The organism is Streptococcus oralis, assembly GCF_901543815.1.
Classification (GTDB): domain Bacteria; phylum Bacillota; class Bacilli; order Lactobacillales; family Streptococcaceae; genus Streptococcus; species Streptococcus oralis_CM.
Window position 1 is genome coordinate 1,907,237 of the sequence record NZ_CABEIU010000002.1, and the last position, 24,622, is coordinate 1,931,858.

The 24,622-nt window shown below is 38.2% G+C and carries 22 protein-coding genes and 1 pseudogene; 6 read left to right on the forward strand and 17 right to left on the reverse strand.

Annotation, left to right across the window (positions count from 1 at the left end; translation table 11 throughout):
• Positions 1-63 precede the first annotated feature (63 nt).
• On the reverse strand, positions 64-726 hold the full coding sequence (locus FQT28_RS09710) for a ComF family protein (RefSeq protein WP_125449749.1): 663 nt from the start codon (positions 724-726) through the stop codon (positions 64-66).
• Entirely contained in the window at positions 723-2,021 is a 1,299-nt protein-coding gene (locus FQT28_RS09715; RefSeq protein WP_125449747.1) for an ATP-dependent helicase ComFA, read from the reverse strand. The genes FQT28_RS09710 and FQT28_RS09715 overlap by 4 nt, the downstream gene beginning before the upstream one ends.
• Positions 2,022-2,077: 56 nt before the next feature.
• Between FQT28_RS09715 and FQT28_RS09720 the strand changes: the two genes are divergently transcribed.
• Positions 2,078-2,713, forward strand: coding sequence for a YigZ family protein (locus tag FQT28_RS09720; RefSeq protein WP_125449745.1), 636 nt, complete (start codon positions 2,078-2,080; stop codon positions 2,711-2,713).
• Positions 2,714-2,868: 155 nt separating this feature from the next.
• On the forward strand, positions 2,869-3,795 hold the full coding sequence (gene cysK / locus FQT28_RS09725) for a cysteine synthase A (protein WP_125449743.1): 927 nt from the start codon (positions 2,869-2,871) through the stop codon (positions 3,793-3,795).
• Between the two features lie 252 nt (positions 3,796-4,047).
• Here cysK and tnpA read toward each other — a convergent pair.
• From tnpA to yfmF, 13 genes and pseudogenes are all read right to left on the reverse strand, one after another.
• A pseudogene (gene tnpA, locus FQT28_RS09730) lies at positions 4,048-4,481 on the reverse strand (IS200/IS605 family transposase).
• Positions 4,482-4,663: 182 nt separating this feature from the next.
• Positions 4,664-5,704, reverse strand: coding sequence for a translation elongation factor Ts (gene tsf, locus FQT28_RS09735; RefSeq protein ID WP_084948207.1), 1,041 nt, complete (start codon positions 5,702-5,704; stop codon positions 4,664-4,666).
• 78 nt (positions 5,705-5,782) lie between these two features.
• Positions 5,783-6,562: a 30S ribosomal protein S2 gene (gene rpsB / locus FQT28_RS09740; protein ID WP_143990038.1), complete on the reverse strand. Its 780-nt coding sequence runs from the start codon at positions 6,560-6,562 to the stop codon at positions 5,783-5,785.
• Between the two features lie 222 nt (positions 6,563-6,784).
• Positions 6,785-7,990 (reverse strand): peptidoglycan hydrolase PcsB, encoded by a 1,206-nt coding sequence (gene pcsB / locus FQT28_RS09750; protein ID WP_143990039.1) that lies wholly within the window; start codon positions 7,988-7,990, stop codon positions 6,785-6,787.
• 93 nt (positions 7,991-8,083) lie between these two features.
• The gene (gene mreD / locus FQT28_RS09755; RefSeq protein WP_132972919.1) at positions 8,084-8,578 is read right to left on the reverse strand and encodes a rod shape-determining protein MreD; all 495 of its coding nucleotides are present in this window, start codon (positions 8,576-8,578) and stop codon (positions 8,084-8,086) included.
• A gap of 2 nt (positions 8,579-8,580) precedes the next feature.
• On the reverse strand, positions 8,581-9,396 hold the full coding sequence (mreC, locus tag FQT28_RS09760) for a rod shape-determining protein MreC (RefSeq protein ID WP_143990040.1): 816 nt from the start codon (positions 9,394-9,396) through the stop codon (positions 8,581-8,583).
• A 60-nt stretch (positions 9,397-9,456) separates the two neighbouring features.
• Positions 9,457-10,251 (reverse strand): energy-coupling factor transporter transmembrane component T family protein, encoded by a 795-nt coding sequence (locus FQT28_RS09765; protein WP_000377881.1) that lies wholly within the window; start codon positions 10,249-10,251, stop codon positions 9,457-9,459.
• Complete coding sequence (locus FQT28_RS09770) at positions 10,244-11,083, reverse strand: energy-coupling factor transporter ATPase (RefSeq protein WP_143990041.1); 840 nt, start codon at positions 11,081-11,083, stop codon at positions 10,244-10,246. Before FQT28_RS09770 ends, FQT28_RS09765 begins: the two co-directional genes overlap by 8 nt.
• Positions 11,068-11,895 carry an energy-coupling factor ABC transporter ATP-binding protein gene (locus FQT28_RS09775; protein WP_125449737.1) on the reverse strand — a complete coding sequence of 276 codons (828 nt, stop codon included), beginning with the start codon at positions 11,893-11,895 and terminating at the stop codon, positions 11,068-11,070. The genes FQT28_RS09770 and FQT28_RS09775 overlap by 16 nt, the downstream gene beginning before the upstream one ends.
• Positions 11,892-12,437 carry a CDP-diacylglycerol--glycerol-3-phosphate 3-phosphatidyltransferase gene (pgsA, locus tag FQT28_RS09780; protein ID WP_000712144.1) on the reverse strand — a complete coding sequence of 182 codons (546 nt, stop codon included), beginning with the start codon at positions 12,435-12,437 and terminating at the stop codon, positions 11,892-11,894. The genes FQT28_RS09775 and pgsA overlap by 4 nt, the downstream gene beginning before the upstream one ends.
• A gap of 10 nt (positions 12,438-12,447) precedes the next feature.
• Positions 12,448-13,287 carry a cytoskeleton protein RodZ gene (gene rodZ / locus FQT28_RS09785; RefSeq protein ID WP_185768063.1) on the reverse strand — a complete coding sequence of 280 codons (840 nt, stop codon included), beginning with the start codon at positions 13,285-13,287 and terminating at the stop codon, positions 12,448-12,450.
• 35 nt (positions 13,288-13,322) lie between these two features.
• Positions 13,323-14,606, reverse strand: a complete 1,284-nt coding sequence (yfmH, locus tag FQT28_RS09790; protein ID WP_125449733.1) for an EF-P 5-aminopentanol modification-associated protein YfmH — start codon at positions 14,604-14,606, stop codon at positions 13,323-13,325.
• On the reverse strand, positions 14,603-15,853 hold the full coding sequence (gene yfmF, locus FQT28_RS09795; RefSeq protein WP_125399225.1) for an EF-P 5-aminopentanol modification-associated protein YfmF: 1,251 nt from the start codon (positions 15,851-15,853) through the stop codon (positions 14,603-14,605). Before yfmF ends, yfmH begins: the two co-directional genes overlap by 4 nt.
• Before the next feature lie 160 nt (positions 15,854-16,013).
• Here yfmF and yaaA point away from each other — a divergent pair, with 160 nt between their 5' ends.
• Entirely contained in the window at positions 16,014-16,382 is a 369-nt protein-coding gene (gene yaaA, locus FQT28_RS09800) for a S4 domain-containing protein YaaA (RefSeq protein ID WP_125449731.1), read from the forward strand.
• A 2-nt stretch (positions 16,383-16,384) separates the two neighbouring features.
• Positions 16,385-17,482, forward strand: coding sequence for a DNA replication/repair protein RecF (gene recF / locus FQT28_RS09805; RefSeq protein WP_125449729.1), 1,098 nt, complete (start codon positions 16,385-16,387; stop codon positions 17,480-17,482).
• 49 nt (positions 17,483-17,531) lie between these two features.
• On the opposite strand, the gene guaB is transcribed toward recF, so the two are convergent.
• Positions 17,532-19,010, reverse strand: a complete 1,479-nt coding sequence (gene guaB, locus FQT28_RS09810; protein WP_143990042.1) for an IMP dehydrogenase — start codon at positions 19,008-19,010, stop codon at positions 17,532-17,534.
• A gap of 161 nt (positions 19,011-19,171) precedes the next feature.
• Complete coding sequence (gene trpS, locus FQT28_RS09815; protein WP_143990043.1) at positions 19,172-20,197, reverse strand: tryptophan--tRNA ligase; 1,026 nt, start codon at positions 20,195-20,197, stop codon at positions 19,172-19,174.
• 195 nt (positions 20,198-20,392) lie between these two features.
• Here trpS and FQT28_RS09820 point away from each other — a divergent pair, with 195 nt between their 5' ends.
• Positions 20,393-22,015: an ATP-binding cassette domain-containing protein gene (locus tag FQT28_RS09820; protein ID WP_125449725.1), complete on the forward strand. Its 1,623-nt coding sequence runs from the start codon at positions 20,393-20,395 to the stop codon at positions 22,013-22,015.
• Positions 22,016-22,076: 61 nt separating this feature from the next.
• The gene (locus tag FQT28_RS09825; protein WP_125449723.1) at positions 22,077-24,620 is read left to right on the forward strand and encodes a YfhO family protein; all 2,544 of its coding nucleotides are present in this window, start codon (positions 22,077-22,079) and stop codon (positions 24,618-24,620) included.
• The last annotated feature ends 2 nt before the right edge of the window (positions 24,621-24,622 follow it).

Sequence of the window (24,622 nt, forward strand, 5' to 3'; positions counted from 1 at the left end):
TAAACATTTTTATTTTTCTAACTATATTATAACGCTTTCATTTTCATTTTGCAAATTTTTTCCTTATCTTACAAGAGAAAAAGTTTTGACTTCCAAAACACCTGCCTCTTCAAAAAGTCGCTTCACACGATTGATAGTCGCCCCTGTCGTATAGATGTCATCAATAACCAAAATCTTCTTAGGAAGAGGGGCTTCCGTTTTAATATAAAAGGGAATTTCCGTAGCTAATCGTTCTGAGCGATTCTTAGAAGAACTAGCCTTCTCTTCTCTTTTCCCTAGTAAATCTTGAAAGGAAAATCCTGCTGCCTCAACCAAACCTTCAACCTGATTAAATCCCCTCTCAAGCAATCTTTCAGGACTTAGGGGAATTACCACAAATTCATAGTCTCTATATTTTTTCAACTCATCCGCAAGTACAGGAGCAAAAACCTTTCTAAGCAGAAAATCCCCATCAAACTTATATCGACTAAAGAAGTCTTTCATAGCTTGATTATAGGTGAAGATTGCTTTATGATCAACTTGAATCCCATCTTCACACCAAAGTTTACAATCTTGACACGTTGTTGACAACCCTCTTTTCATGCAGTTTGGACAATGGTCTTCACCAATCTTCTCAAAAGTAGAATCACAAGCTGAGCAAAGATAGTTGTGCTCATTCTTAAACAGTAAGAGGTGACTAAATGTCAAGTCACTCTTTGTTGACTGGCCACATAATAAACAATTCATAATCCCGCCTCCTTGTTCATCTGCTTGATTTCCTTGATTGCCTTTTTGATGGAAGTATTTAATCCATCATGAAAGAAGAGCAACTCACCAGTTGGTCTGTCCATACTACGCCCAACTCGCCCACCAATCTGAATCAAGCTAGACTTGGTAAAGAGACGATGATTAGCTTCTACTACGAAAACATCCACACAAGGGAAGGTAACTCCACGCTCTAAAATTGTCGTACTGATCAGTATCGTCAACTCTCCATCTCGAAAAGCTTGCACCTGCTCTAATCGATTTTCTGTGACAGAGGAAACAAAGCCGATATTTTCATTTGGAAACTGTTCCTGCAATATTTCTTTTAGTTTCTCGCCTTTTTTAATTTCTGATGCAAAGATTAACAAGGGATAACCTGTTCTTCTCTGCTTCTCAATGGAGCTCTTTAACTTAGGTGACAACTGACTCTTATCTAAGTAACGATTAAAATCCGATAACCAAACTGGCTTTGGAATAATCAATGGATTTCCATGAAATCGTCTTGGCAAGCTCAACCGTTTTAGTTTTCCTGTGCGAACCTTCTTATCTAACTCATCTGTAGAAGTTGCTGTAAGGAATATCCTTAACCCATCTTCCTTTACACATTGGTTTACAGCGTAGTAAAGTATAGGGTTGTCAACATAAGGAAAGGCATCTACTTCATCCACTATCAACAAATCAAAGGCATGATAGAATTTTAATAACTGATGCGTCGTTGCAACCACTAGGGGAGTTCGAAAATAGGGCTCTGATTCGCCATGAAGTAGTGCTATCTCACAAGCAAAATCATTCTGCAGGCGCTTATACAGTTCCAAACAAACGTCTATGCGAGGGCTGGCCAAACATACTGCACCACCATCATCAATCACTTTGGCCACAACTTGATAAATCATCTCTGTTTTTCCAGCACCTGTCACAGCATGAACTAAGGTCGGTTCTTTCTTTTTGACTGCTCGGATCAATCCCTTCGATACCTTCTCTTGAAAAGGAGTCAATTGGCCACGCCATTTTAGAACATCTTGCTTAGAAAAATCTTCCTGCGGAAAATAGTATAAAGCTTGATCACTCCTGACTCGCTTCATCAGCAAGCACTCCCTACAATAGTAAGCGTCAATAGGCAAATACCATTCTTCTAGAATCGTACTATTACAACGTTGACAGAAAAGTTTTCCCTTCTCTTTTCTCATTGCTGGCAGTTTCACGGCCATCTGACGTTCTTCTTTAGTTAATTCTTTCTCAGTAAATAAGCGACCGAGATAATTTGGATTTACTTTCATACTTCTCTATTCGTAAAAATCTAGCGCTTTAGGTGTTTTTTTAGTACAATTAAATCATGGAATTTAGAACAATTAAAGAGGACGGGCAAGTCCAAGAAGAAATTAAAAAGTCACGCTTTATCTGTCACGCAAAGCGTGTCTATAGTGAAGAAGAAGCTCGTAACTTCATCACGACCATCAAAAAAGAACACTACAAAGCTACCCATAACTGCTCAGCTTTTATTGTAGGGGAACGAAGTGAAATCAAGCGTACGAGTGATGATGGTGAGCCTAGTGGTACTGCTGGAGTCCCTATGCTCGGTGTCTTAGAAAATCACAATCTTACTAATGTCTGCGTAGTGGTTACTCGCTACTTTGGGGGAATTAAGTTAGGCGCTGGCGGTTTGATTCGCGCTTATGCAGGTAGTGTGGCCTTGGCTGTCAAAGAAATTGGCATTATTGAAATCAAAGAGCAAGCTGGTATAGCCATTCAAATGTCTTACGCTCAATACCAAGAGTACAGTAACTTCCTTAAAGAACATGATCTCATGGAGCTGGATACAAACTTTACAGATCAAGTCGATACGATAATTTATGTTGACAAGGAAGAGAAAGAAAATATCAAGGCTGCTCTTGTGGAGTTTTTTAATGGAAAGGTTGCTTTAACAGATCAAGGTTTACGAGAAGTTGAAGTTCCTGTAAACTTATTGTAAACAAAAATATAGATAGCACCTACTAAATTTATTCGCAGATTTACAGCTCAGACCTTTGATATAAAAAAATCCTATCGCTTTGATAGGATTTCTATATTTTACAAATAGCCTTGAGCGCGTTATACTAGTATCATCTTATACAAAGAGGTATATCTATGGCTATTTATAACAATATCACTGAACTAATCGGACAAACACCGATTGTTAAACTTAACAACATTGTTCCAGAGGGTGCTGCAGATGTTTATGTAAAACTTGAAGCTTTTAACCCTGGATCGTCAGTAAAAGACCGTATTGCCCTTAGCATGATTGAAAAAGCGGAACAAGATGGTATTCTAAAACCAGGTGCTACCATTGTTGAGGCAACGAGTGGAAATACTGGTATCGGACTTTCTTGGGTAGGTGCTGCTAAGGGATATAAAGTTGTTATCGTCATGCCCGAAACAATGAGTGTGGAACGACGTAAGATTATCCAAGCCTATGGTGCTGAACTCGTCCTTACTCCTGGTAGCGAAGGAATGAAAGGCGCAATTGCCAAGGCTCAGGAGATCGCAGCTGAACGTGACGGCTTCCTTCCACTCCAATTTAACAATCCAGCTAATCCTGAAGTACACGAAAGAACAACAGGAGCTGAAATACTGGCTGCTTTCGGTTCTGATGGACTAGATGCTTTTGTGGGTGGTGTTGGTACTGGTGGAACGATTTCAGGTGTTTCTCACGCTCTTAAAGCAGCAAATCCAGACATTCAAGTTTATGCAGTTGAGGCAGACGAGTCAGCTATCTTGTCTGGTGAAAAACCAGGACCTCACAAAATTCAAGGTATCTCAGCTGGATTTATTCCTGATACACTTGATACAAAAGCCTATGATGGTATCGTCCGTGTAACATCAGATGATGCACTCACACTTGGCCGTGAAATTGGTGGAAAAGAAGGCTTCCTTGTTGGGATTTCTTCAGCTGCAGCGATTTACGGGGCAATTGAGGTTGCCAAGAAATTAGGTACAGGTAAGAAAGTCCTTGCTTTAGCACCAGATAACGGCGAACGTTATTTGTCTACAGCACTCTATGAATTTGAAGTGTAGTCTCCTAAATGCACTTAGCCCTTATTATAGGGCTTTTTCTTTGTTCAATTTAAAGAAAAATCTAAGTTCCCTACAGCAAAATCATAACCACCCGTCTAACGGGTGGTTTGCACCAGGGCTATAAGCCCAAATTACCAGCCAGCGCCTAAAGACGCTGGCTTTCACGTTGTTCAAGCCTCATTGCTCTTGACTCTTCACAAACCTCTCAAAGAGGTGTTCGCATTACTTACCACTATCCCTAAAGGGATCCTCCTATTCTTTTACACTTAATTTATCTAGTGCTATATCATGCTTTTCCTGCTCTTGAATATATTTCTTAATTGTGGCTTCATTAAGTCCCACTGTACTCACATAATAACCTTCTGCCCAGAAATGTCGATTTCCAAACTTGTACTTAAGGTTGGCGTGTTTGTCAGACATCATGAGTGCACTTTTGCCTTTTAAATAACCCATGAAACTTGAAACACTTATCCTTGGTGGAATACTTACTAACATATGTACATGGTCTGGCATTAAGTGACCCTCGATAATTTCAGCTCCTTTATAACTACATAATCGGTGGAATATTTCTCCCAAACTACTTCGATATTGATTATAAATGATTTTTCGTCTATACTTAGGGGGAACACAATGTGATATTTACACATCCACTTTGTGTGTGATAAACTATGTGCCTTTTGTGCCATATTTTTCTCCTTTCGCTTTACAATTGGCTTGAACACCTTTATTGTATCGCGTTTGGAGTTTTTTGGTATAACCTTCGACGCGCACCCGCATAGCGGGTGGTTTATTTGTCTCGCACCTCACGGAGCGAGACGGACTAATAGTCACATAAGAAAAAGGAAGCAAATTGCTTCCTCTTTTATCATTAGTTATTCAAGGCTGCTGCCATTGTAGCTGCAACTTCTGCTTCGAAGTCATTTGCAGCTTTCTCAATACCTTCACCAACTTCAAAGCGAGCGAACTCAACTACTGAAGCATTTACTGATTCAAGGTAAGCTTCAACTGTCTTGCTATCGTCCATGATGTAGACTTGGGCAAGAAGTGTGTATGCTTGGTCAACTTTGGTGTTGTCAAGCATGAAGCGGTCCATTTTACCTGGAATGATTTTGTCCCAGATTTTTTCTGGTTTGCCTTCTGCAGCCAACTCAGCTTTGATGTCTTCTTCAGCTTGAGCAATCACTTCATCAGTCAATTGAGCTTTTGATCCATATTTCAAGTGTGGAAGAGCTGGTTTACCAACCATTGCACGGCTATCATTATCTTGGTCAATCACGTGGTTCAATTGTGCCAACTCATCTTTAACGAATTGCTCATCCAATTCTTTGTAAGAAAGAACTGTTGGTTTCATCGCAGCAATGTGCATTGAGATTTGTTTAGCAAGTGCTTCGTCTCCACCTTCAATAACAGAGATGACACCGATACGGCCACCATTGTGTTGGTATGCTCCAAAGTGTTGTGCATCTGTTTTTTCAAGCAAAGCAAAACGACGGAATGAGATTTTTTCACCGATTGTAGCTGTTGCAGATACATAGGCTGCTTCAAGAGTTTCACCTGAAGGCATTGTCAAAGCAAGTGCTTCTTCGTTATTAGCTGGTTTACCTTCAGCAATTACTTTAGCTGTTGCATTTACCAAGTCAACGAATTGAGCATTTTTCGCAACGAAGTCAGTTTCAGCATTTACTTCAACTACTGCTGCAACGTTACCGTTAACAAATACACCAGTCAAACCTTCTGCAGCAACGCGGTCAGCTTTCTTAGCTGCTTTCGCCATACCTTTTTCACGAAGCAATTCAATCGCTTTTTCGATATCGCCGTCTGTTTCTACAAGCGCTTTTTTAGCGTCCATAACACCGGCACCAGATTTTTCACGCAACTCTTTTACAAGTTTAGCTGTAATTTCTGCCATTTTGATTCTCCTATATTTTTTAAAAATAGGAGAGCCGGGCTACGCCCCGCCCTCCTAGGTAATTACTATTTATATGAATTAAGCGTTATCGCCTTCTACAACTTCAACGATTTCTTCGATTGAGTCTGCTTGAGCTTCTGAAGCTGCAAATTCTGCTTCAACTGCTGCTGCATCTTCTCCTTGGCGTCCTTCGATGATAGCATCAGCCAATTTAGCTGTGATCAATTTAACAGCGCGGATAGCGTCATCGTTAGCTGGGATGATTACATCGATATCGTCTGAATCAGTGTTTGTGTCAACCATCGCTACAACTGGGATTCCCAATTTTTTAGCTTCTTTAACAGCGATTTGCTCTTTATGTGGGTCAACTACATACATTACATCTGGGATACGAGGCATGTCTTCGATACCACCCAAGAATTTTTCAAGACGTGCACGTTGCTTGTTAAGAAGTGCAACTTCTTTCTTAGGAAGAACGTCGAAGATTCCTTCTTCTTCCATACGTTTGATTTCTTTCAAACGAGCAATACGTTTTTGGATAGTTCCCCAGTTAGTAAGAGTTCCACCCAACCAACGGTGGTTGATGTAGTATTGACCTGAACGTTCTGCTTCTTCTTTAACAGCGTCAGCAGCTTGTTTTTTAGTACCAACAAACAATACAACTGCATCGTTAGCTGCCGCATCACGCATAAAGTCGTATGCTTGGTCAGCGTACTTTACAGTTTGTTGCAAGTCGATAACGTGGATTCCGTTACGCTCAGTGAAGATGTACTTAGCCATCTTAGGGTTCCAGCGACGAGTTTGGTGACCAAAGTGTACACCAGCCTCAAGAAGTTGTTTCATTGAAATTACTGCCATGAGTATTTCTCCTTTTTGTTTTTTCCTCTTCTCGATTTCAACTTGCAAAACGACCCAAGGGCAACAGTTTCACAATTCATCAAGAATGAGTATTATCGTTTACACGACAGGTTTTATTTTATCATATTTCAACAGTATTTTCAAGCTATTTAGTAGAATTTTAGTAGGACTTTCGGATAAAAACATTAAAAGAGACTCGATTGAGTCTCTTCGTTTTATACATTAGTTTGGATAGATGTATGTTACGTAACCTTCAGAAGTTGTGGTTGGGTTGAACCATCCACGTTTGTTTCCGATTGTACGATCTCCACCGTAGTTTGATTCTGATACTTGGATACGAGTTGATGATGAAACTGCTGTAACAACCGCTACGTGTCCATAACCACCATCATTCCAACATGCAATCGCACCAACTTGTGGAGTTGAACCTGTACGGAATCCTGCTGCAGCTGCACTTGTTGCCCACTGAGCTCCGTTCCCCCAGTAATCTCCAGCCCAAGGTGCCAATGTTTTAGCTCCCCAAGTACATTCACCAGTTGGATAACTTGAAGCATTTGAGCTGTAAGTTGGACGTTGTCTAGCAGGCGCTGGCGCAGGTGCCGGAGTGTAGCTTGAATCTTCCTCGTCAGTTGTTGATGTTGCCTGTACTTGAGCTGAGAAACTTGTGTTTCCAGAAGCAACAACTGATTGCTGTTGGCTTGTTTGACGTGCTTTGTAAGCTGCCTCTGCTTCTGCAGCCGCACGTGCTTCTGCCTCTGCTGCTGCTTTCTGCTCTAGCAAACTAGCTTTCTCACCTTCTGCAGTAGCTTTCTCAGCAGCAAGATTCAACTCTGCAACCTTCAACTCTGCTTGCTTAGTTGTCAATACCTGCGCATCATCAGCAAGTTTTTGTTGGTTAGCAATAACTGTATTGATTGCTTCATTATTTGCAACTTGTTTGTCGGAAATTGCTTTTTTATCAGCCTTTTGTTGTTCCAACATTTTGTTGTTAGCTGATACAATCTCGCTCATTGCAGCAACACGTGAAATGGCTTCTGTGATTGATTTTGAGTTTACAATTGTATTAATGTAGCTAGTCGCAGCTCCATTTGTCTGTGCGCTACGTGCTTGTTTTTCTAAAGAAGCATTACGAGCCACGATATTTTTAGAAAGCTCTGTAATTTCTCCTTCAAGTTTTTTAGATTCAGCTTGTAATTTTTCGTTTTCGGCTTGCAAGCTTGCTTGCTCTGCTTGAATTGTTGAAACTTGACCTTGGATTTGATCCACTTGCTTTTGAGCTTCTTGTTGTTGCGCTGTTAAACTGCTAATTTTATTATCTTGAGCAGCAATTTTTTCATCAGTTGTTTCTGCACGAACAGTTGTCAATACTGCTGTTTGTGAGACCAATACTGTACTTAACAAAAGTGACGCTAAGATTTTTTTCTTCATATTCTGTCGATACTCCTTCTATTTGAGACATTACTAGTATACCAAAAAAAGACATAATAAATATTACGCCTTTGTTACATTTATATTTCTTTCTTATAGATAAATTTTTTCAAAAATAAATTGAAAAATGACAATCCATAAGAAGTTCAGAATCATTGATGGGACAAGGCTATAGACGATGAATATCGGCATGGAATCTACAGTCAGTCCCACGGCAAGAGCCAAAAGATAGCTCCCCATATCAAACAGAAAACTGATCACAATAATGGTCAACATCCTTGTCCAACGATTTGTCAAAATCACGCTATTGAACTTGTGGAGCGAAGCACCTATCAAGATAAACAAAAGCGTGGCAATTCCAATCAAGTGGAAAAAATAGATATCGTAAACCAAACCCACTATAAAACAATAGGCTAGGTAGAGATATTCTGACACTTCGATTGTTTCAAATAAGAGAAATAAAAATAGAAAATGACTGGCTAAATGAAAGTGGGGGAAAAAGGATCCCACCAATTGTCCAATATGTGCATCAATTAGCACAACAAAAGGGAGTAAAAAGAAAATACCAATTTGTTTTAACAATCTCATTGCTAATTCCCCACTAACTCTACCACATGAAGATCTTTGATATCAGCACTTAACTTTACAGTTACCTCTCGTGTTAGATAGTCACTGCTGTGCGTTGTACCAACAATCTCTCCAACAGGAATATCTTTGACATTAAAGTTTCCTAGCCCACCTGTAGTCACCTTGTCTCCAGCACTGATGTCACTATTACTATTTAATTGGCTAATTTTAAGCAGTTCAGATTCCTTGTCATAACCAACGATGATTCCGTATATTTCAGTAGAACCATGCAGGATTTTAACAGAAATCTTATCCGTGTTTTCAGCGTTGGTTAAAAGATTGACAGTTGTTGAATGATCTTCCACCTTTGAAACACTACCAACCAAGCCACCGTTTGCAATGACCAACATATTTTCAGAAGCTCCTTTTGAACTTCCTACATCAATTGTTAACTCTTGTTTCCAAGATACTGGAGCCCGCATAATCACATCTGCTGCAATGGTTTTTGTTGCCTGCAATTTTGACTTCATATCCAGCAACTGACGTAGTTGTTCATTTTCTGTTTTTAAGCGTTCTGATTGATTAGATTCTACCTCTAGTTGATAAAGTTGTTTTTTTAGACTCTCGTTTTCATTGTAAGTCTGCGTCAAATGTCCCAAATCCGATTTAAAAGTATCAAACCACTGAAAGGGTTTTTGAACAATTCTATCTACTAAGGAAATCCCATCTCCTAGTTTCGTCACAATAGCGCTTGAATAGGTTGTCACTAATAGAACAGAAACTGCCAGAACTGTGACAAAAACGATGATTAGATATTTTGATTTTTTAAAACGGTTCATATTCCTACCTTTATACTAAAAACCTGCTACTGTGAGCTTCTTATCAATCCTACAAACCTGCTAAGATTTTAAGAAAAATAAGAAACATCCCAGTACCAAAATCACAAGAATTGCCAGTGTATCCTTTTGACTCCATCTCAACTGTCTATACTGACTTCTACCCTTTCCTCCCTGATAACCACGCGCTTCCATGGCTATTGCCAATGAATCTGCACGCTTTAAGCTAGTCGCAAAAAGAGGAATTAAAATTGGAATCATAGCCTTTACTTTTTGAACGATGCTACCTTCGCCAAAGTCAACTCCACGAGCTTTTTGAGCATTCATAATTCTCGTTGTGTCATCCATCAAGGTTGGAACAAAACGCAAACTCATTGATAACATGAGACCAATTTCATGAACGGGAACTTTCACGCGTTTCAGCGGTGCTAAAAGAGCTTCAACTGCAGCTGCCAGACTCAAAGGCATGGTCGTTAATGTCAGCAAGGTTGAAAAGAAAATAATCAACACAAAACGACAGAAAATGATTCCCGCTTGTTGCAACGCATAATCCGTTATTCTTATAAAAGAAAACTCAAATAGGACATTTCCACTTGAAATGAAAAAGAGCTGAAAAAGAGTCGTAAAAGCAATCAGGAAGAACATGGATTTTAATCCCTGAACGAAAAATGAGAGGGAAACGCCTGACAAAGCGATAAATATACCTGTCGCTATAAACAAAATGAGATTGGTGAGGGGATTATTAGCCCAAAATACAATCAAAATCAACAGGATCATGGCAAGCAATTTACTACGTGGATCCAAGCGATGAATAATGGAATCCCCCGGTATATAACGCCCTAAAATCATACTATCCATTTAGCGACTCCTTAAACTCCTCTATCTTGATTGGCAGTTTTTTAAAAGCTATACCTCTATCTGCCAAACGTTTGCAAAAGGCTGTGATTTTAGGCACACCTAACTGCACATTTTCCATAAAGGCTACATCTTGGAAAACTTCGCTCGGTTTACCACTTTTGACCAAACGCCCCTTTTCCATAACATAGACCTGATCAGCATACGTAGCCACGTCATCCATCAAATGCGTTACTAGAACGATTGTCATTCCAGAAAGGTGGAGTTCTTTAAACAAGGTCATCAATTCTTTTCTGCCCAAAGGATCTAGCCCTGCTGTAGGCTCATCCAAAACCAAGACAGTTGGCTCCATGGCTAGCATACCTGCTATAGCCACACGTCTCATCTGACCACCCGAAAGTTCAAAAGGACTGCGCTCAAAGAGTGACTCATTGATGCCTACCAAGGCTAACTTTTCACGCGCAATTTTCTTGGCCTCTTCCTCAGAAACTCCAAAATTTTGCGGTCCAAACGCCACATCTTTCAAAACAGTCTCTTCAAAAATCTGATTTTCAGCAAATTGAAACACTAGACCAACCTGCTTTCGAATCTGGCGAATTTCTTTATTGGTTGATGTAGGAGTAATGACAGTATCGAAAACTCGAACAGAACCCTTACTTGGTACCAATAGGCCATTTAAAAGCTGTAAAATCGTTGATTTCCCACTACCTGTGTGACCTACTAAAGCTGTATAGGAGCCATCCTCAATCGTCAAGGAAACATCAGTCAAGGCTGATGAAGATAGGGGAGTCCCCTCTTGATAGGTAAAGCTCACATTTTCTAGAGTAATTCCCATAACTTGTCCTCTAGCTCTCCTTCTGTCAAATAGCCATCCGGCAACTGATAACCAGTCTCTCTCAAAGATTCTCTCAATTGATTAGTAAAAGGCTCATCTAACCCTATCTGGTCAAGGTCAGTCCGAGAAAAAAGTTCTCTTGGGCTGCTGGTTGACTCCACTTGGCCTTTTTTCATGACCAAGACACGATCACTCATCGCAACTTCTTCTAAGTCATGTGTAATGGAGACGACTGTCATCTGGTGATCTTTTCGAATCTCTTGAACTGTCTGAATCAGTTCTCTTCGTCCCTCGGGGTCCAACATACTTGTAGCCTCATCCAAAATCAAAATAGCTGGTCTCAGGGCAACAACTCCCGCAATAGCCACACGCTGTTTTTGTCCACCAGATAAACGAGCTGGTTCTCTCTTCTTAAAGTCCAGCATACCTACCAACTTCAAAGATTCAGCCACTCTCTTCTTCATTTCTTCACGAGGAAGTCCCTGATTTTCTAAACCAAAGGCAACATCATCTTCAACAGTCGCCCCTACAAATTGGTTATCTGGATTTTGAAAAACCATACCAATTTGTCGACGCAAGTCCCAAACGTTCTCAGAGGACAGCAGTTGGCCATCTATCCAGATTTCCCCAGACTCTGCTTCAAGCAAGCCATCAATCAAACGAATAGTTGTTGACTTCCCACTCCCATTATGACCTACAATCGAAAGCCATTCTCCACGTTTCACGTGAAACGAGACATTATTAACGTCATAATGTTCCTGGTCTTCCTTGTAACGAAAAGACAGATCTTTTACTTCAATAATTGATTTCATTTCGAACCAAATGTCCCTTTGAATACATGAGCGCTACCCTTGAAATAATCATAACCAGAGTAGATAGTGAAAAACAAAGCGATATAAAGCAACAGCTGACCAATTAAATTCCAATGTAAGAGCAAAAAGATAATAGCAAACATCTGACTAAAGGTCTTGATTTTCCCTGGCATCGCTGCTGCTAGAACTGTCCCTCCCGTCTCAACAAGCAACAAACGCAAGCCTGTCACCGCAAGTTCACGACAGATGATAATAGCAACAACCCAAGCTGGAGCCATACCTAACTCAATCAACATGATAAAAGCTGACATAACCAACAGCTTATCGGCCATCGGATCTGCAAACTTTCCAAAGTTGCTGACTACATTCCATTTTCGAGCAAGATAGCCATCGAGATAATCCGTTATACTAGCAACTGCAAAGATGATTGCCGCCAGCAGGTGACTGCCTTGTGAATGACCAAAAGTCAAAATAAGAATAAAGAGAGGTATAAAGAGAATTCTACCAATTGTTAATACATTAGGGATTTGTTCTTTTTTCATTGTTTCTTCCTTAGTCTGTAGTGAATGTAAGTGTTACAGTTCCAGTCTGAGTCGTCAACTTGGAAGTATCAACTGTTTGATTATCTACAGTCACAGTAACTCCCTTCACTACACCTAAGGTGATAGTAACGGGATTCTTAGTTGAAACTGTTGTTTTTGCATTTTTATTGTCTGCGGATAGTGTCACACCACCCTCTAGCTCGCTTCCTGAAACACTAACCCAGCTAGTTACATCCGAAACTGCCAGCTGAACCGTAGCTGTTTCCTTACTCGTTTTATACCGAGCTTCAATGCGGTTTCCTTCGCCTGACACTGTAATAGTTGATTCCGTAGTAGAAGATGGGCTAGACGTCTGACTACTAGAAGATGAACTAGATGAGGTTGTGGAACTAGATGAGGTTGTGGAACTAGTTGAGCTCACAACACTATAATTAGCTGAAGAAGGACTTGGTTGAGTCTGGATATAATTCCAAACATAATAAGTCACAAAAATTAAAATCGACAAGGCAAATAAAATGAAATAAATCAAGGGCAGATAAGAAGTCTTTTTCTTATTTGATCGTCTACGACCGGATAAATCTTCTTCATCAACATCTACCTCTTCATAGGTAATCATGCTTCCTGAATCATAGGCATCCAAAATAATTCGTTCATCCAATTCAACTGCCCAAGCATATTTTCTCAAAAAAGAACGAGCGTAGAAGGTACTAGGGAGTTGATCAAAATCATCTGCCTCCATAGCTTCTAATAAATTCATCTGAATATCAGTTTTTGTCTGCAATTCTTCCAAACTCAATCCTTGGTTTATTCTAGCTAAACGCAGCACCTCACCAATTGTTTTTTTTCTCATACGTACCATTCCTTCTTTCTAGTATTAGTCATCTTTTAGGTTGGAAAGATTGTAAAATCAACTAGATCACCATCATCTATCAAACGATGACCTGCTTCAAGAACATCGTCTAAAGTAATTTCTTGTAAAATTTTTGGTAAATCCAAAATAGTTTCTCCTCTGTCGACTGGTTCATACTGTGTCGCAATAAACTCCAAGGAGTTCATACTACTGAAAAATTCCCCAAACATCTCACTCTTAACAAGATCCAGATGTTCCTCTGTAAGATCTGAATCTTTCGTAAAGTTGCGAATAGCCTTTCGAAATTGATGCGACAACGAAACAGGTTCTTTCGTTTCCATCGTCAATATCACAAAATGAAAGCGACTGTTGACTTCAACCTCAAGTGACAATGACGCATCTAACTTCCCATTCTCATATAACTTTTGAAATCGCTCAGAAGTCCAACCAAACATCATCGTAAACAATAATTTTAGCAAAATATTATAACGGTAGCAATCTTCTGCTGCCACCTCACCTGCTCCCCTAATTCCAACAGCAAGTTTTGGTGAAGAGACTTCCATCCGAAGGTTATCTCTTTCTTTGACAGCTTGTAAAGTAAGCTTCTCCTTCCTTACTACCATTTCTTCCAAGTTTCTAAGTTTCTTTTGCGAAAAATAGTTCTTAACTGTATCTACATCAAAATTCCCAACTAAAAACAAAGACATATTTACAGGTTTGTAAAAGGCTGTAAAGTTATTTTTTAAGTCATTTAGCTGGATATTGTTAATTGACTTTTCACTTCCAACAATATCTGCTGCCAGAGGAGTATTGGGATAAAGATTTGCTAATGTTGCAAAAAACAGGCGCGAATCTGGATCATCTTGGTACATCTCACGTTCTTGTTGAATGATTTCCCGCTCTCGCTCAACTGACTCTTCTGTAAAGTGAGCAACTGTTACCAATTCTTCAAGCAAATCCAAGTTTTCTGATAAATGATCTATTGTTGAAAACAAATAACTCGTCTTTGTAAAACTTGTAAAAGCATTGCTATCAGCTCCCAAGCGTGTAAAAGACTCCATAATATCTTCAGCATTTTCTCTCTCAAACAGTTTGTGTTCAAGAAAATGTGCAATTCCAGTTGGATAACACTGTAAACCTTTTTCAGATAATGTAAAGTTTGTATCTACTGATCCAAATTGAACTGTTACAACTCCGTAAACTTCATTAAATTGTTTCTTAGGAAGGAGAGATACTGTCAATCCATTTGATAGACGAGTCTGATAAACCGTCTCCTTTACAGCAGGATAGTATTTTTCTTCAAAGGTAACTGGTGTCATTCTATTCCTTCCATAAAGTATATCGCTTGTAACCGAACACTATTTGCTGCTTTACAGATAGCTTCTTTGTCAATTTGATTTAATTTTTCAATCCAACTGTCAAAATCTGATGTAGATTTCCCTAACAGACTATTCAAATAAACTCGCTCGATTAGTGAGCTCTGACTATCTTGCGCAAGCAATAAGGTTCTGCGAATCATCTCCTTAGTCTGTTCAATCTCCAAATCTGTAAAATTACCTTTCTTTAGTTCAAGTAATTGATGATTCATCAGTTTTCTGGCTTGATTGCGCTTTTCCCGATCAATGCCAGCATACATCCTCAATTGACCACTAAATAAATCCAATTGACTGGAGATAGTGTAGGCTAGACCAGCATTTTCCCGAACATTTGTAAAAAGCCTAGAGTGAGCAAAACCACCTAACAGACCATTCATTACTACCATGGCCAAATGATGCTTGTCTCCATAGCTCGTAGAACAATGGTAAGCCAATTCCAAAACAGATTGGCCCACATTCTTACGAACCATTCCTTCCCGAAGGACATTTGAATATGGTTGTTGGTACTGAGGCTTGACATCGATTTGACGCCCAGTAAAGGAGAATGACCTCAACCACTCCTTCACTTCTACTTCATTAAAATCACCTAAGAAAAAGAAATCAATACGATCATTCTTCAGAGCATTTTGAAAGCACGTGTAGCTACTTTCTGGAGACTCATTTGAAATGCTATTTCGTAAATCACTGTATCTCAATTGAAGACGCTCATCATGGAAGAACAAGCTATCCAACTCCTTATGAGCAAAATAAAATGAATCATCCATATCAGTAGCTAAACTAGCCAATAACTGTTTTCTTTCAATTTCAAATAAGGCTAGCTCAAAAGCACCATCTTGAGCTAAGGGAGCAAATAAAGTCTGTTTCACCAATTCCAAAATTCGAGAAGTCAAGACATTCTTTTTACTTAAAAAATCATCCCTCACATAAGTAAATGTTAAGTCAAGAATATGTGCCTGTCCCCTACGATAAGCACTTGTGGAAATATCTGTTCCATATAAACTTGCCAAGTATCTGCGAAATGCTTGTGATGTGGGATAAGCTTGATTTGCCGTCTCCAACATATTTGCACTTAACATGCGTCCTGCTATTGTCTCAAGAGATAAGGGAGCAGTAAAACGAATAGTGATTTTATTTGTTTTAAACTTTTTGGATTGAATAAAATGTGCTGAAATTCCAGGCACCAACTCCATACCTTACCTCCTTACATATAGAGTTCTATTATACCACGAAAATCAAAATTTTTCTTGTTCTCTTTATAGCTTTCAAAAGTAAAATCGTTTTCATTTCGACTGACTTTCCTTCAGCTATTTCAGGGAAAATATGGTATAATACCAAAGATTGAGGTGAATTATGGAATACAAATTATTTGAAGAATTTATTACGCTCCAAGCCCTCCTAAAAGAGATTGGAATTATACAAAGCGGTGGTGCTATCAAATCCTTTCTAATAGAGCATCAAGTTTACTTTAATGGTGAATTAGAAAATAGACGTGGAAAAAAAATTCGTGTTGGAGATACGATTGACATTCCTGATTTAAAGATTGACATCACCTTGACACAACCAAGTTTAAAAGAGCAAGAAGAATACCAAGCAGATAAGATCGAAAAAGAACGAATTGCTAAACTTGTCAAAGAGATGAATAAAGGTGTCAAGAAAGAAAAACAAAAAACTACTTCATCACCTAAATTCAAACAAGCTCCACGTTTTCCAGGAAGATAACTATGTGGCTTCAACATTTAACAATTAAAACCTTTCGAAATTACAAAGAGGCAAAAATTGATTTTAATCCAAAATTGAACGTCTTTTTAGGCCAAAATGCACAAGGAAAAACTAATATTCTAGAAGCAATCTATTTCTTAGCCTTGACACGTAGTCATCGTACTCGGACAGATAAAAATCTCATTCATTTTGATGAAGAGCAACTTCATCTTTCTGGCTTGCTACAGAAAAAAACAAGCTCTATCCCTCTAGAAATTGATTTAACACCAAAAGGGCGGGTGACTAAAGTCAATCACTTAAAACAAGCTCGCCTATCAGACTATATCGGACATATGAATGTTGTCCTCTTTGCACCTGAAGATCTCCAGCTAATTAAAGGAGCACCTTCCATTCGCCGAAAGTTTATAGATATAGAATTGGGACAAATTAAACCAATCTACTTGTCAGACCTGTCAAACTATAACCATATACTCAAGCAAAGAAATACGTATCTAAAATCTAACCATAAGATTGACGAAACATTTCTGTCGGTCTTAGATGAACAGTTAGTAGAGTATGGTTGTCGCGTCATAAAACATCGGATAAAATTCATTAAAGACTTAGAGAAATTTGGTCAAATAAAACACTTAGAAATCTCAAATAAATTAGAAGAGTTGTCAATATCTTATCAATCATCTGTCAACTTCACTGATGAAAAACAGCTAACAAGTTCTTTTAAAATTGCTTTAGAGAAAAGTAGATCAAGAGATTTATATAAAAAGAATACTGGTGTCGGCCCTCATCGAGATGACATTACTTTCTATATCAATGGTATAGATGCTAGTTTTGGAAGTCAAGGTCAACATCGTAGTCTTGTACTCTCTATAAAATTAGCAGAAATAGAGTTAATGGAAAGTATTACTAAAGAATCTCCAATATTACTACTTGACGATGTTATGAGTGAACTTGACAACACTAGACAACTAAAATTATTAGAAACGATTTCACAATCTATCCAAACCTTTATCACAACAACAAGTTTAGACCACTTGCAAAATTTGCCAGAAAATCTTAGTATCTTCAATATCCAAAATGGTAAAGTATCTGCAAACCCACATTGACAACTTTGTAAACAAAAAGAACTCCTAAAATTCAGGAGTTCTTTTCTTCTTACATAGAATAGTTTGGTGCTTCATTAGTAATTTGTACATCATGAGGATGGCTTTCTTTCAAACCTGCACCAGACATTTCAATAAATTGGGCGTTGTCGTGCAATTCTTTAAGGTTAGCTGCACCACAGTAACCCATACCAGAGCGAATACCACCAATCATTTGGAAGACGATATCAGCTGCTGCACCTTTATAGGCAACACGACCTTCAATTCCTTCTGGAACGAGTTTGTTTGCTTCATTGACAGAACCTTGGAAGTAACGGTCGCTTGAACCTTTTTTCATAGCAGCAATTGATCCCATACCACGGTAAGTCTTGAACTTACGTCCTTGGAAGATTTCAGTTTCACCTGGAGCTTCATCAGTTCCAGCAAACATTGATCCAAGCATAACTGCATTTCCACCTGCAGCAAGGGCTTTTACAATATCTCCTGAGTACTTGATTCCACCATCAGCAATGATTGTTTTTCCATATTCACGCGCAACAGCTGCCGCATCATAGATTGCTGTTATTTGTGGTACACCGACACCTGCAATGACACGAGTTGTACAGATAGAACCTGGTCCGATACCGACTTTGACAACATCTACGCCTGCATCATAAAGAGCACGCGCACCCTCTGCAGTGGCAATATTACCCGCAATCAAAGTGCGGTCTGGGAAATGAGCACGAATTTCAGCAATTTTACGTAGAACACCAGCAGAGTGACCATGGGCAGTATCAATAACAATTGCGTCAGCTCCTGCTTCAAAAAGGGCTTCGGCACGTTCGAATGTATCTGAAGTGACACCCACCGCTCCAGCAACTAGAAGACGACCAAACTCATCTTTAGCAGCGTTTGGAAACTCAATAACTTTTTCAATATCCTTAATAGTAATCAAGCCAGAAAGACGACCTTCTTCGTCAACCAAAGGAAGTTTTTCAATACGGTGTTCTTGAAGAATATGTTCAGCTGTTGCAAGATCTGTACCAACAGGAGCAGTGACAAGATTTTCACTGGTCATATGATTTGAAATTGGTTGATTGTAATCTGAAATAAAGCGAAGATCTCGGTTTGTTAGAATACCAACCAATTTACGATTTTCAAGTGTTTCTACAACTGGAACACCACTGATACGGTAACGTCCCATCAATTCGTCCGCTTCAGCAATCGTGTGTTCTGGAGTCAAGAAGAATGGATCAATAATAACACCATTTTCAGAACGTTTTACCTTGCGAACTTCATCTGCCTGTTGCGCAATAGACATATTTTTATGGATTACTCCAAGACCACCTGCACGAGCAATGGCAATAGCCATTTGACTCTCTGTGACTGTATCCATGGCGGCTGTTATAATTGGGATATTTAAAGTCAGATTATCTGCCAATTTTGTTGTTAAATCTGCATCATTAGGCAACACATGACTTTCTGCTGGAATGAGCAATACATCATCAAAGGTAAAACCTTTTTTCAAAAATTTAGTATCCCAATTAGACATTGAAGTTTCCTCTTTTCTTTCTTTTTGAGCTTGACTCTTTTTGTATTGTATCTATCATACCATTCTATGAAAATTTGTCAATTATATTTATGGTAGAAATCATAAAAAACTATCCCTGTGATTCTATGGAAGAGATAGTTTTATAATTCATATTTTATCTATCATTTAAAGTAATTTAGTCCCATTGCTCTCTTAACTTCAGATAGAGTTTGCCCTGCAACCTCACGCGCTTTTTCACTACCTTTTTGAAGCATATTGTACACTTCGCCCATATCATTAGCAAATTCGATACGGCGCTCACGAATAGGGCCAAGTTCGCGTTCTAATATTTCAAGTAGATAACGTTTCGTCTTCACATCACCAAGACCACCACGTTGATAATGTTCTTTCATATCTGCAATGTCTTGAGCATCTTCTGGACAGCCAAATACGTCTAGATAATGGAAAACCATATTTCCTTCAATCTTACCTGGATCCTCCACTCGAATATGATCCGGATCAGTATACATACTCATGACTTTTTTACGCAACGTATCCGCATCATCAGCTAGATAAATACCATTATTAAGGGATTTAGACATTTTAGCATTTCCATCTAAACCAGGCAAACGTCCTGCTCTCTCATTTTCTGGATAAATACCTTCTGGTTCCACCAAAACATCACAGTTATATGCGTTGTTAAAAGAACGAACAATTTCACGAGTCTGTTCAATCATTGGTTTTTGGTCTGTTCCTACAGGAACATAATTAGCCTTAAAGGCTGTGATATCAGCTGCTTGCGCAATTGGATAAACCAAAAATCCTGTCGGAATACTTTCTCCAAATCCTTTCTGAGCAATCTCTGTTTTTACTGTCGGATTCCGTTCCAAACGAGCTAGTGAAACCAAATTCATATAGTACATAGATAATTCAGCCAACTCTGGAATTTGACTTTGAATAAAGATAGTTGATTTACTTGGATCCAATCCAACTGCTAAATAATCCAAGGCAACATTCCCAATCGATTCTACAATCGTTTGAGGATCTTTGGCGTGATCTGTCAATGCTTGTTGGTCCGCCAAAAAAACAAACATGTCATACTTGTCTTCTTCCTGCAGTAATACTCTATTTTTAAGACTCCCAACATAATGTCCAATATGCAGTTTTCCTGTTGGGCGATCTCCTGTTAAAATAATAGGTTTCGTCATTTTTTTCTCCTTCGAAATGGTCTCTTCAATTATAGCATTTTTTTGTTAAAATAACAGAAAATTATTTAAATCAAACAACTAACTCTTTGTAAATAAACCTGTAAACTTAATTGACATAAAATTGACAAACAAAAATTTGAATATTTCTCTCTTTTCTAGTAGAATAAATGTATTACATATTATAGGAGAAAAACATTGCTTACAGTATCTGATGTTTCACTACGTTTTAGTGATCGCAAACTTTTTGATGATGTCAACATCAAATTTACAGAAGGAAATACATACGGATTAATTGGTGCTAATGGTGCTGGGAAGTCTACATTCTTAAAAATTCTAGCTGGTGATATCGAACCTACAACTGGCCACATCTCTCTTGGTCCAGATGAACGTCTCTCTGTCCTCCGTCAAAATCACTTTGACTATGAAGATGAGCGTGTCATTGATGTCGTCATTATGGGAAATGAAAAACTTTATAGCATCATGAAGGAAAAAGATGCTATTTACATGAAGGAAGATTTTTCCGATGAAGATGGTGTTCGTGCAGCTGAACTTGAAGGTGAATTTGCCGAACTTGGAGGTTGGGAGGCAGAGAGCGAAGCATCTCAACTACTTCAAAACCTAAATATTCCAGAAGAATTGCACTACCAAAACATGAGCGAATTGGCCAATGGTGAAAAAGTGAAGGTTCTCCTTGCTAAAGCCTTATTTGGTAAACCTGATGTTCTTCTCTTGGACGAGCCGACCAACGGTCTTGATATCCAGTCTATTACTTGGTTAGAAGACTTCTTGATTGACTTTGATAACACCGTTATCGTTGTATCCCACGACCGCCACTTCTTAAACAAAGTATGTACTCACATGGCCGACCTTGACTTTGGAAAAATCAAACTCTATGTCGGAAACTATGACTTCTGGAAGGAATCTTCTGAGCTTGCTGCTAAATTGCTAGCAGACCGTAATGCCAAAGCGGAAGAAAAAATTAAACAATTGCAAGAATTCGTTGCTCGATTCTCTGCCAACGCTTCTAAGTCAAGACAGGCAACGTCTCGTAAAAAAATGCTTGACAAGATTGAACTAGAAGAAATTGTGCCATCTAGTCGTAAATATCCATTTATCAACTTTAAAGCAGAACGTGAGATTGGTAATGATCTCTTGACAGTAGAAAATCTAACTGTAAAGATTGATGGCGAAACTATCCTAGACAATATTAGTTTCATCTTGCGTCCAGGTGACAAGACAGCTCTTATTGGACAAAATGACATCCAAACAACTGCATTAATTCGTGCAATTATGGGTGACATCGACTATGAAGGAACTGTCAAGTGGGGAGTTACTACTAGCCGTTCTTACTTGCCAAAAGACAACTCGGCTGATTTTGCAGGAGGAGAGTCAATTCTTGACTGGTTGCGTCAATTTGCAAGTAAAGAAGAAGATGACAATACTTTCTTACGTGGTTTCCTTGGTCGTATGCTCTTTTCTGGAGATGAGGTTAACAAACCTGTAAACGTCTTATCAGGGGGAGAAAAAGTGCGTGTCATGCTTTCAAAACTCATGCTCTTGAAATCAAATGTCCTTGTACTTGATGATCCAACAAATCACTTGGACTTGGAATCTATCTCAAGCTTGAACGATGGATTGAAAAACTTTAAAGAATCAATCATCTTTGCCAGCCATGACCACGAGTTCATTCAAACTTTGGCAAACCATATTATTGTTTTGTCTAAGAATGGCGTCATCGATCGTATCGATGAAACCTATGATGAATTCTTAGAAAATGCAGAAGTACAAGCAAAAGTCAAAGACCTTTGGAAAGACTAAATAAGACTTCAAAACTCAGTTGGGTTAACCAACTGAGTTTTCTATCATTCTATGAGGTAACATGAAATCATTTTTTAAAACATATCGGACCTATTTTGTTTCTTTTATCATTCCTGTAGTAATTATGACAGGAGTATACCTATCTCAAGGTATCTACTGGAATAGCGATACATCTCCACTATTAGGAGACGGTTTCCATCAATACGTTATTTTTGATGTAGCTTTACGAAATATTCTACATGGAAATGGTAGTTTGTTTTACACTTTTACAAGTGGTCTCGGACTGAATTTCTATGCTCTATCTAGTTATTACTTGGGTAGTTTTCTCTCGCCTCTGGTTTACTTTTTTAATCTGTCGAATATGCCAGATGCTGTTTATCTGACAACTCTTTTAAAATTTGGATTGATTGGTCTGTCAACCTTCTTTAGTTTGAATAGATTATTTAAAGATACCCCAAAATTTTTAAAACTGGCCTTATCTACTTCCTATGCTTTAATGAGCTTCACTGTCAGTCAGTTAGAGATAAAAACCTGGCTAGATGTTTTCATCTTGATTCCTTTAATTATAACTGGCTTACACATGCTTATAACAGAAAAGAAGCACCTACTATACTTTACAAGTCTGTCAATCTTGTTTATTCAAAATTATTATTTTGGCTACATGACAGCTTTGTTTCTAATTTTCTGGTATATCTGCCAAATTTCTTGGGACTTTAAAACTCGAAAATCATCTTTTCTTGATTTTGTTGTTACCTCCTTTTTAGCTGGAATGGCTAGTTTGATTATGACTCTTCCTACACTGTTTGATTTACAAACTCATGGTGAGAAGTTGACTGCCATCACAAAATTAAAGACAGATAGTAGCTGGTATCTGGATATTTTCGCAAAACAATTCATTGGATCTTTTGATACAACTAAGTATGGATCTATACCAATGATTTTTGTTGGATTACTTCCTTTTATTTTGACCATTCTATTTTTCACAATAAAATCCATAAGGTTTCACGTGAAACTTACCTATGCAATTTTCTTTACTTTTTTAATAACAAGCTTTTACATAGAAGCACTTGATTTATTTTGGCAAGGGATGCACACCCCAAATATGTTTTTGCATCGCTATGCTTGGATTTTTTCCACTCTGTTAATTTATACTGCAGCAGAAGTCTTAAATCGTCTGAAAGAACTGAAGCTCTGGAATCTATTTATCTCACTTTTTCTTGTACTAACAGGATTTTTGGCTACTGTCTATTTAAAATCACACTATTCTTTTTTAACTGATTTGAATATCCTACTCACTCTTGAATTTCTACTAGTTTATGCTCTTTTACTTCTTGCAGTCATTAGAAAATTTATCTCTGTAAATCTGTTTGCAATTCTTTTGTCTTTATTTATAACAGCTGAGATAAGCTTAAATGCATCATCTCAAATGGAAGGAATAGCTAAAGAATGGGCCTTTGCTTCTCGTAGCGCCTATAATAGGGATATCACCACTATGGAATCTATTCTAAACCAAATTGACAATCCATTTACACGTACTGAGAAACTGCAAATTCAGACAGGAAATGACAGTATGAAATTTAACTACAACGGAATCTCTCAATTCTCGTCTGTACGAAATCGTTCAGCTAGCACTAGTTTGGATAAACTGGGATTCAAATCCTCTGGAACCAACCTCAATCTCCGTTATGCTAATAACAGTCTTTTAGCAGATAGTTTATTTGGAATCCAGTACAATATTTCTGAAACTTCACTTGATAAGTATGGCTTTCAAGAGATTTATCAAAAGGATCATTTAACCTTATATAAAAATCAACTCTCTTTACCCGTTGCCTTTGCCACTCAATCTATTTACACCGATGTCAACTTTAATAATCACACTCTAGATAATCAAGCTTTATTTATAAACCAGCTTGCTAATCTCAACTTGGATTACTTCTCCCAAATAGCATATGATAAAACAGATACTTCAGATGGTTTAACCAGCATCACAGGTTCTGCGAATGAAGATGCAAAGATTGATTATCAAATTGAGGTTCCTCAAAATAGTCAAGTCTATCTCTCTTTTTCAAATCTTCATTTTACAAACGATAAGCAAAAGAAAGTTGACATCATTGTCAATGGAGAAAAAAAGACTTTTACAACTGACAATGCATTTAATTTCTTTAATTTGGGTTATACTGAAGAACGACAAGCTTTCAATATCAGTGTTAGCTTTCCTGGAAATTCTCAAGTGTCATTTGAATCTCCAACCTTCTATCGTTTAGATACTCAGGTCTTAACTGAGGCAATCCAAAAGATTAAAGAACAACCTGTAGAAGTATCCACCTCTAAAAATAAAGTCTTTGCTACATACGAAGTTAAACAAGATACCTCTATTTTCTTCACTATTCCTTATGACAAAGGTTGGTCTGCATACCAAGATGGGAAAAAACTTGAAATCAAGCAGGTTCAAACTGGTTTTATGAAAGTTGATGTTCCAAAGGGAAAAGGCACCATTACACTTTCCTTTATCCCCAATGGTTTTGTTATTGGAGCAGCCTGCTCACTAACTGCCCTTCTTCTTTTTGGGATCTATAATCACATACGAAATTTATCTAAGACATAAAA

Coding starts and splice junctions, on each gene's coding strand:
- FQT28_RS09765 (WP_000377881.1), bottom strand. CDS start 10,251: ATGGATAGTATGATTTTAGGGCGTTATATACCGGGGGATTCCATTATT.
- FQT28_RS09715 (WP_125449747.1), bottom strand. CDS start 2,021: ATGAAAGTAAATCCAAATTATCTCGGTCGCTTATTTACTGAGAAAGAA.
- FQT28_RS09720 (WP_125449745.1), top strand. CDS start 2,078: ATGGAATTTAGAACAATTAAAGAGGACGGGCAAGTCCAAGAAGAAATT.
- FQT28_RS09775 (WP_125449737.1), bottom strand. CDS start 11,895: ATGAAATCAATTATTGAAGTAAAAGATCTGTCTTTTCGTTACAAGGAA.
- FQT28_RS09710 (WP_125449749.1), bottom strand. CDS start 726: ATGAATTGTTTATTATGTGGCCAGTCAACAAAGAGTGACTTGACATTT.
- FQT28_RS09770 (WP_143990041.1), bottom strand. CDS start 11,083: ATGGGAATTACTCTAGAAAATGTGAGCTTTACCTATCAAGAGGGGACT.
- trpS (WP_143990043.1), bottom strand. CDS start 20,197: ATGACGAAACCTATTATTTTAACAGGAGATCGCCCAACAGGAAAACTG.
- yfmF (WP_125399225.1), bottom strand. CDS start 15,853: ATGGAGTTGGTGCCTGGAATTTCAGCACATTTTATTCAATCCAAAAAG.
- rpsB (WP_143990038.1), bottom strand. CDS start 6,562: ATGGCAGTAATTTCAATGAAACAACTTCTTGAGGCTGGTGTACACTTT.
- cysK (WP_125449743.1), top strand. CDS start 2,869: ATGGCTATTTATAACAATATCACTGAACTAATCGGACAAACACCGATT.
- rodZ (WP_185768063.1), bottom strand. CDS start 13,287: ATGAGAAAAAAAACAATTGGTGAGGTGCTGCGTTTAGCTAGAATAAAC.
- pcsB (WP_143990039.1), bottom strand. CDS start 7,990: ATGAAGAAAAAAATCTTAGCGTCACTTTTGTTAAGTACAGTATTGGTC.
- guaB (WP_143990042.1), bottom strand. CDS start 19,010: ATGTCTAATTGGGATACTAAATTTTTGAAAAAAGGTTTTACCTTTGAT.
- tsf (WP_084948207.1), bottom strand. CDS start 5,704: ATGGCAGAAATTACAGCTAAACTTGTAAAAGAGTTGCGTGAAAAATCT.
- yaaA (WP_125449731.1), top strand. CDS start 16,014: ATGGAATACAAATTATTTGAAGAATTTATTACGCTCCAAGCCCTCCTA.
- pgsA (WP_000712144.1), bottom strand. CDS start 12,437: ATGAAAAAAGAACAAATCCCTAATGTATTAACAATTGGTAGAATTCTC.
- FQT28_RS09825 (WP_125449723.1), top strand. CDS start 22,077: ATGAAATCATTTTTTAAAACATATCGGACCTATTTTGTTTCTTTTATC.
- yfmH (WP_125449733.1), bottom strand. CDS start 14,606: ATGACACCAGTTACCTTTGAAGAAAAATACTATCCTGCTGTAAAGGAG.
- mreC (WP_143990040.1), bottom strand. CDS start 9,396: ATGAACCGTTTTAAAAAATCAAAATATCTAATCATCGTTTTTGTCACA.
- recF (WP_125449729.1), top strand. CDS start 16,385: ATGTGGCTTCAACATTTAACAATTAAAACCTTTCGAAATTACAAAGAG.
- mreD (WP_132972919.1), bottom strand. CDS start 8,578: ATGAGATTGTTAAAACAAATTGGTATTTTCTTTTTACTCCCTTTTGTT.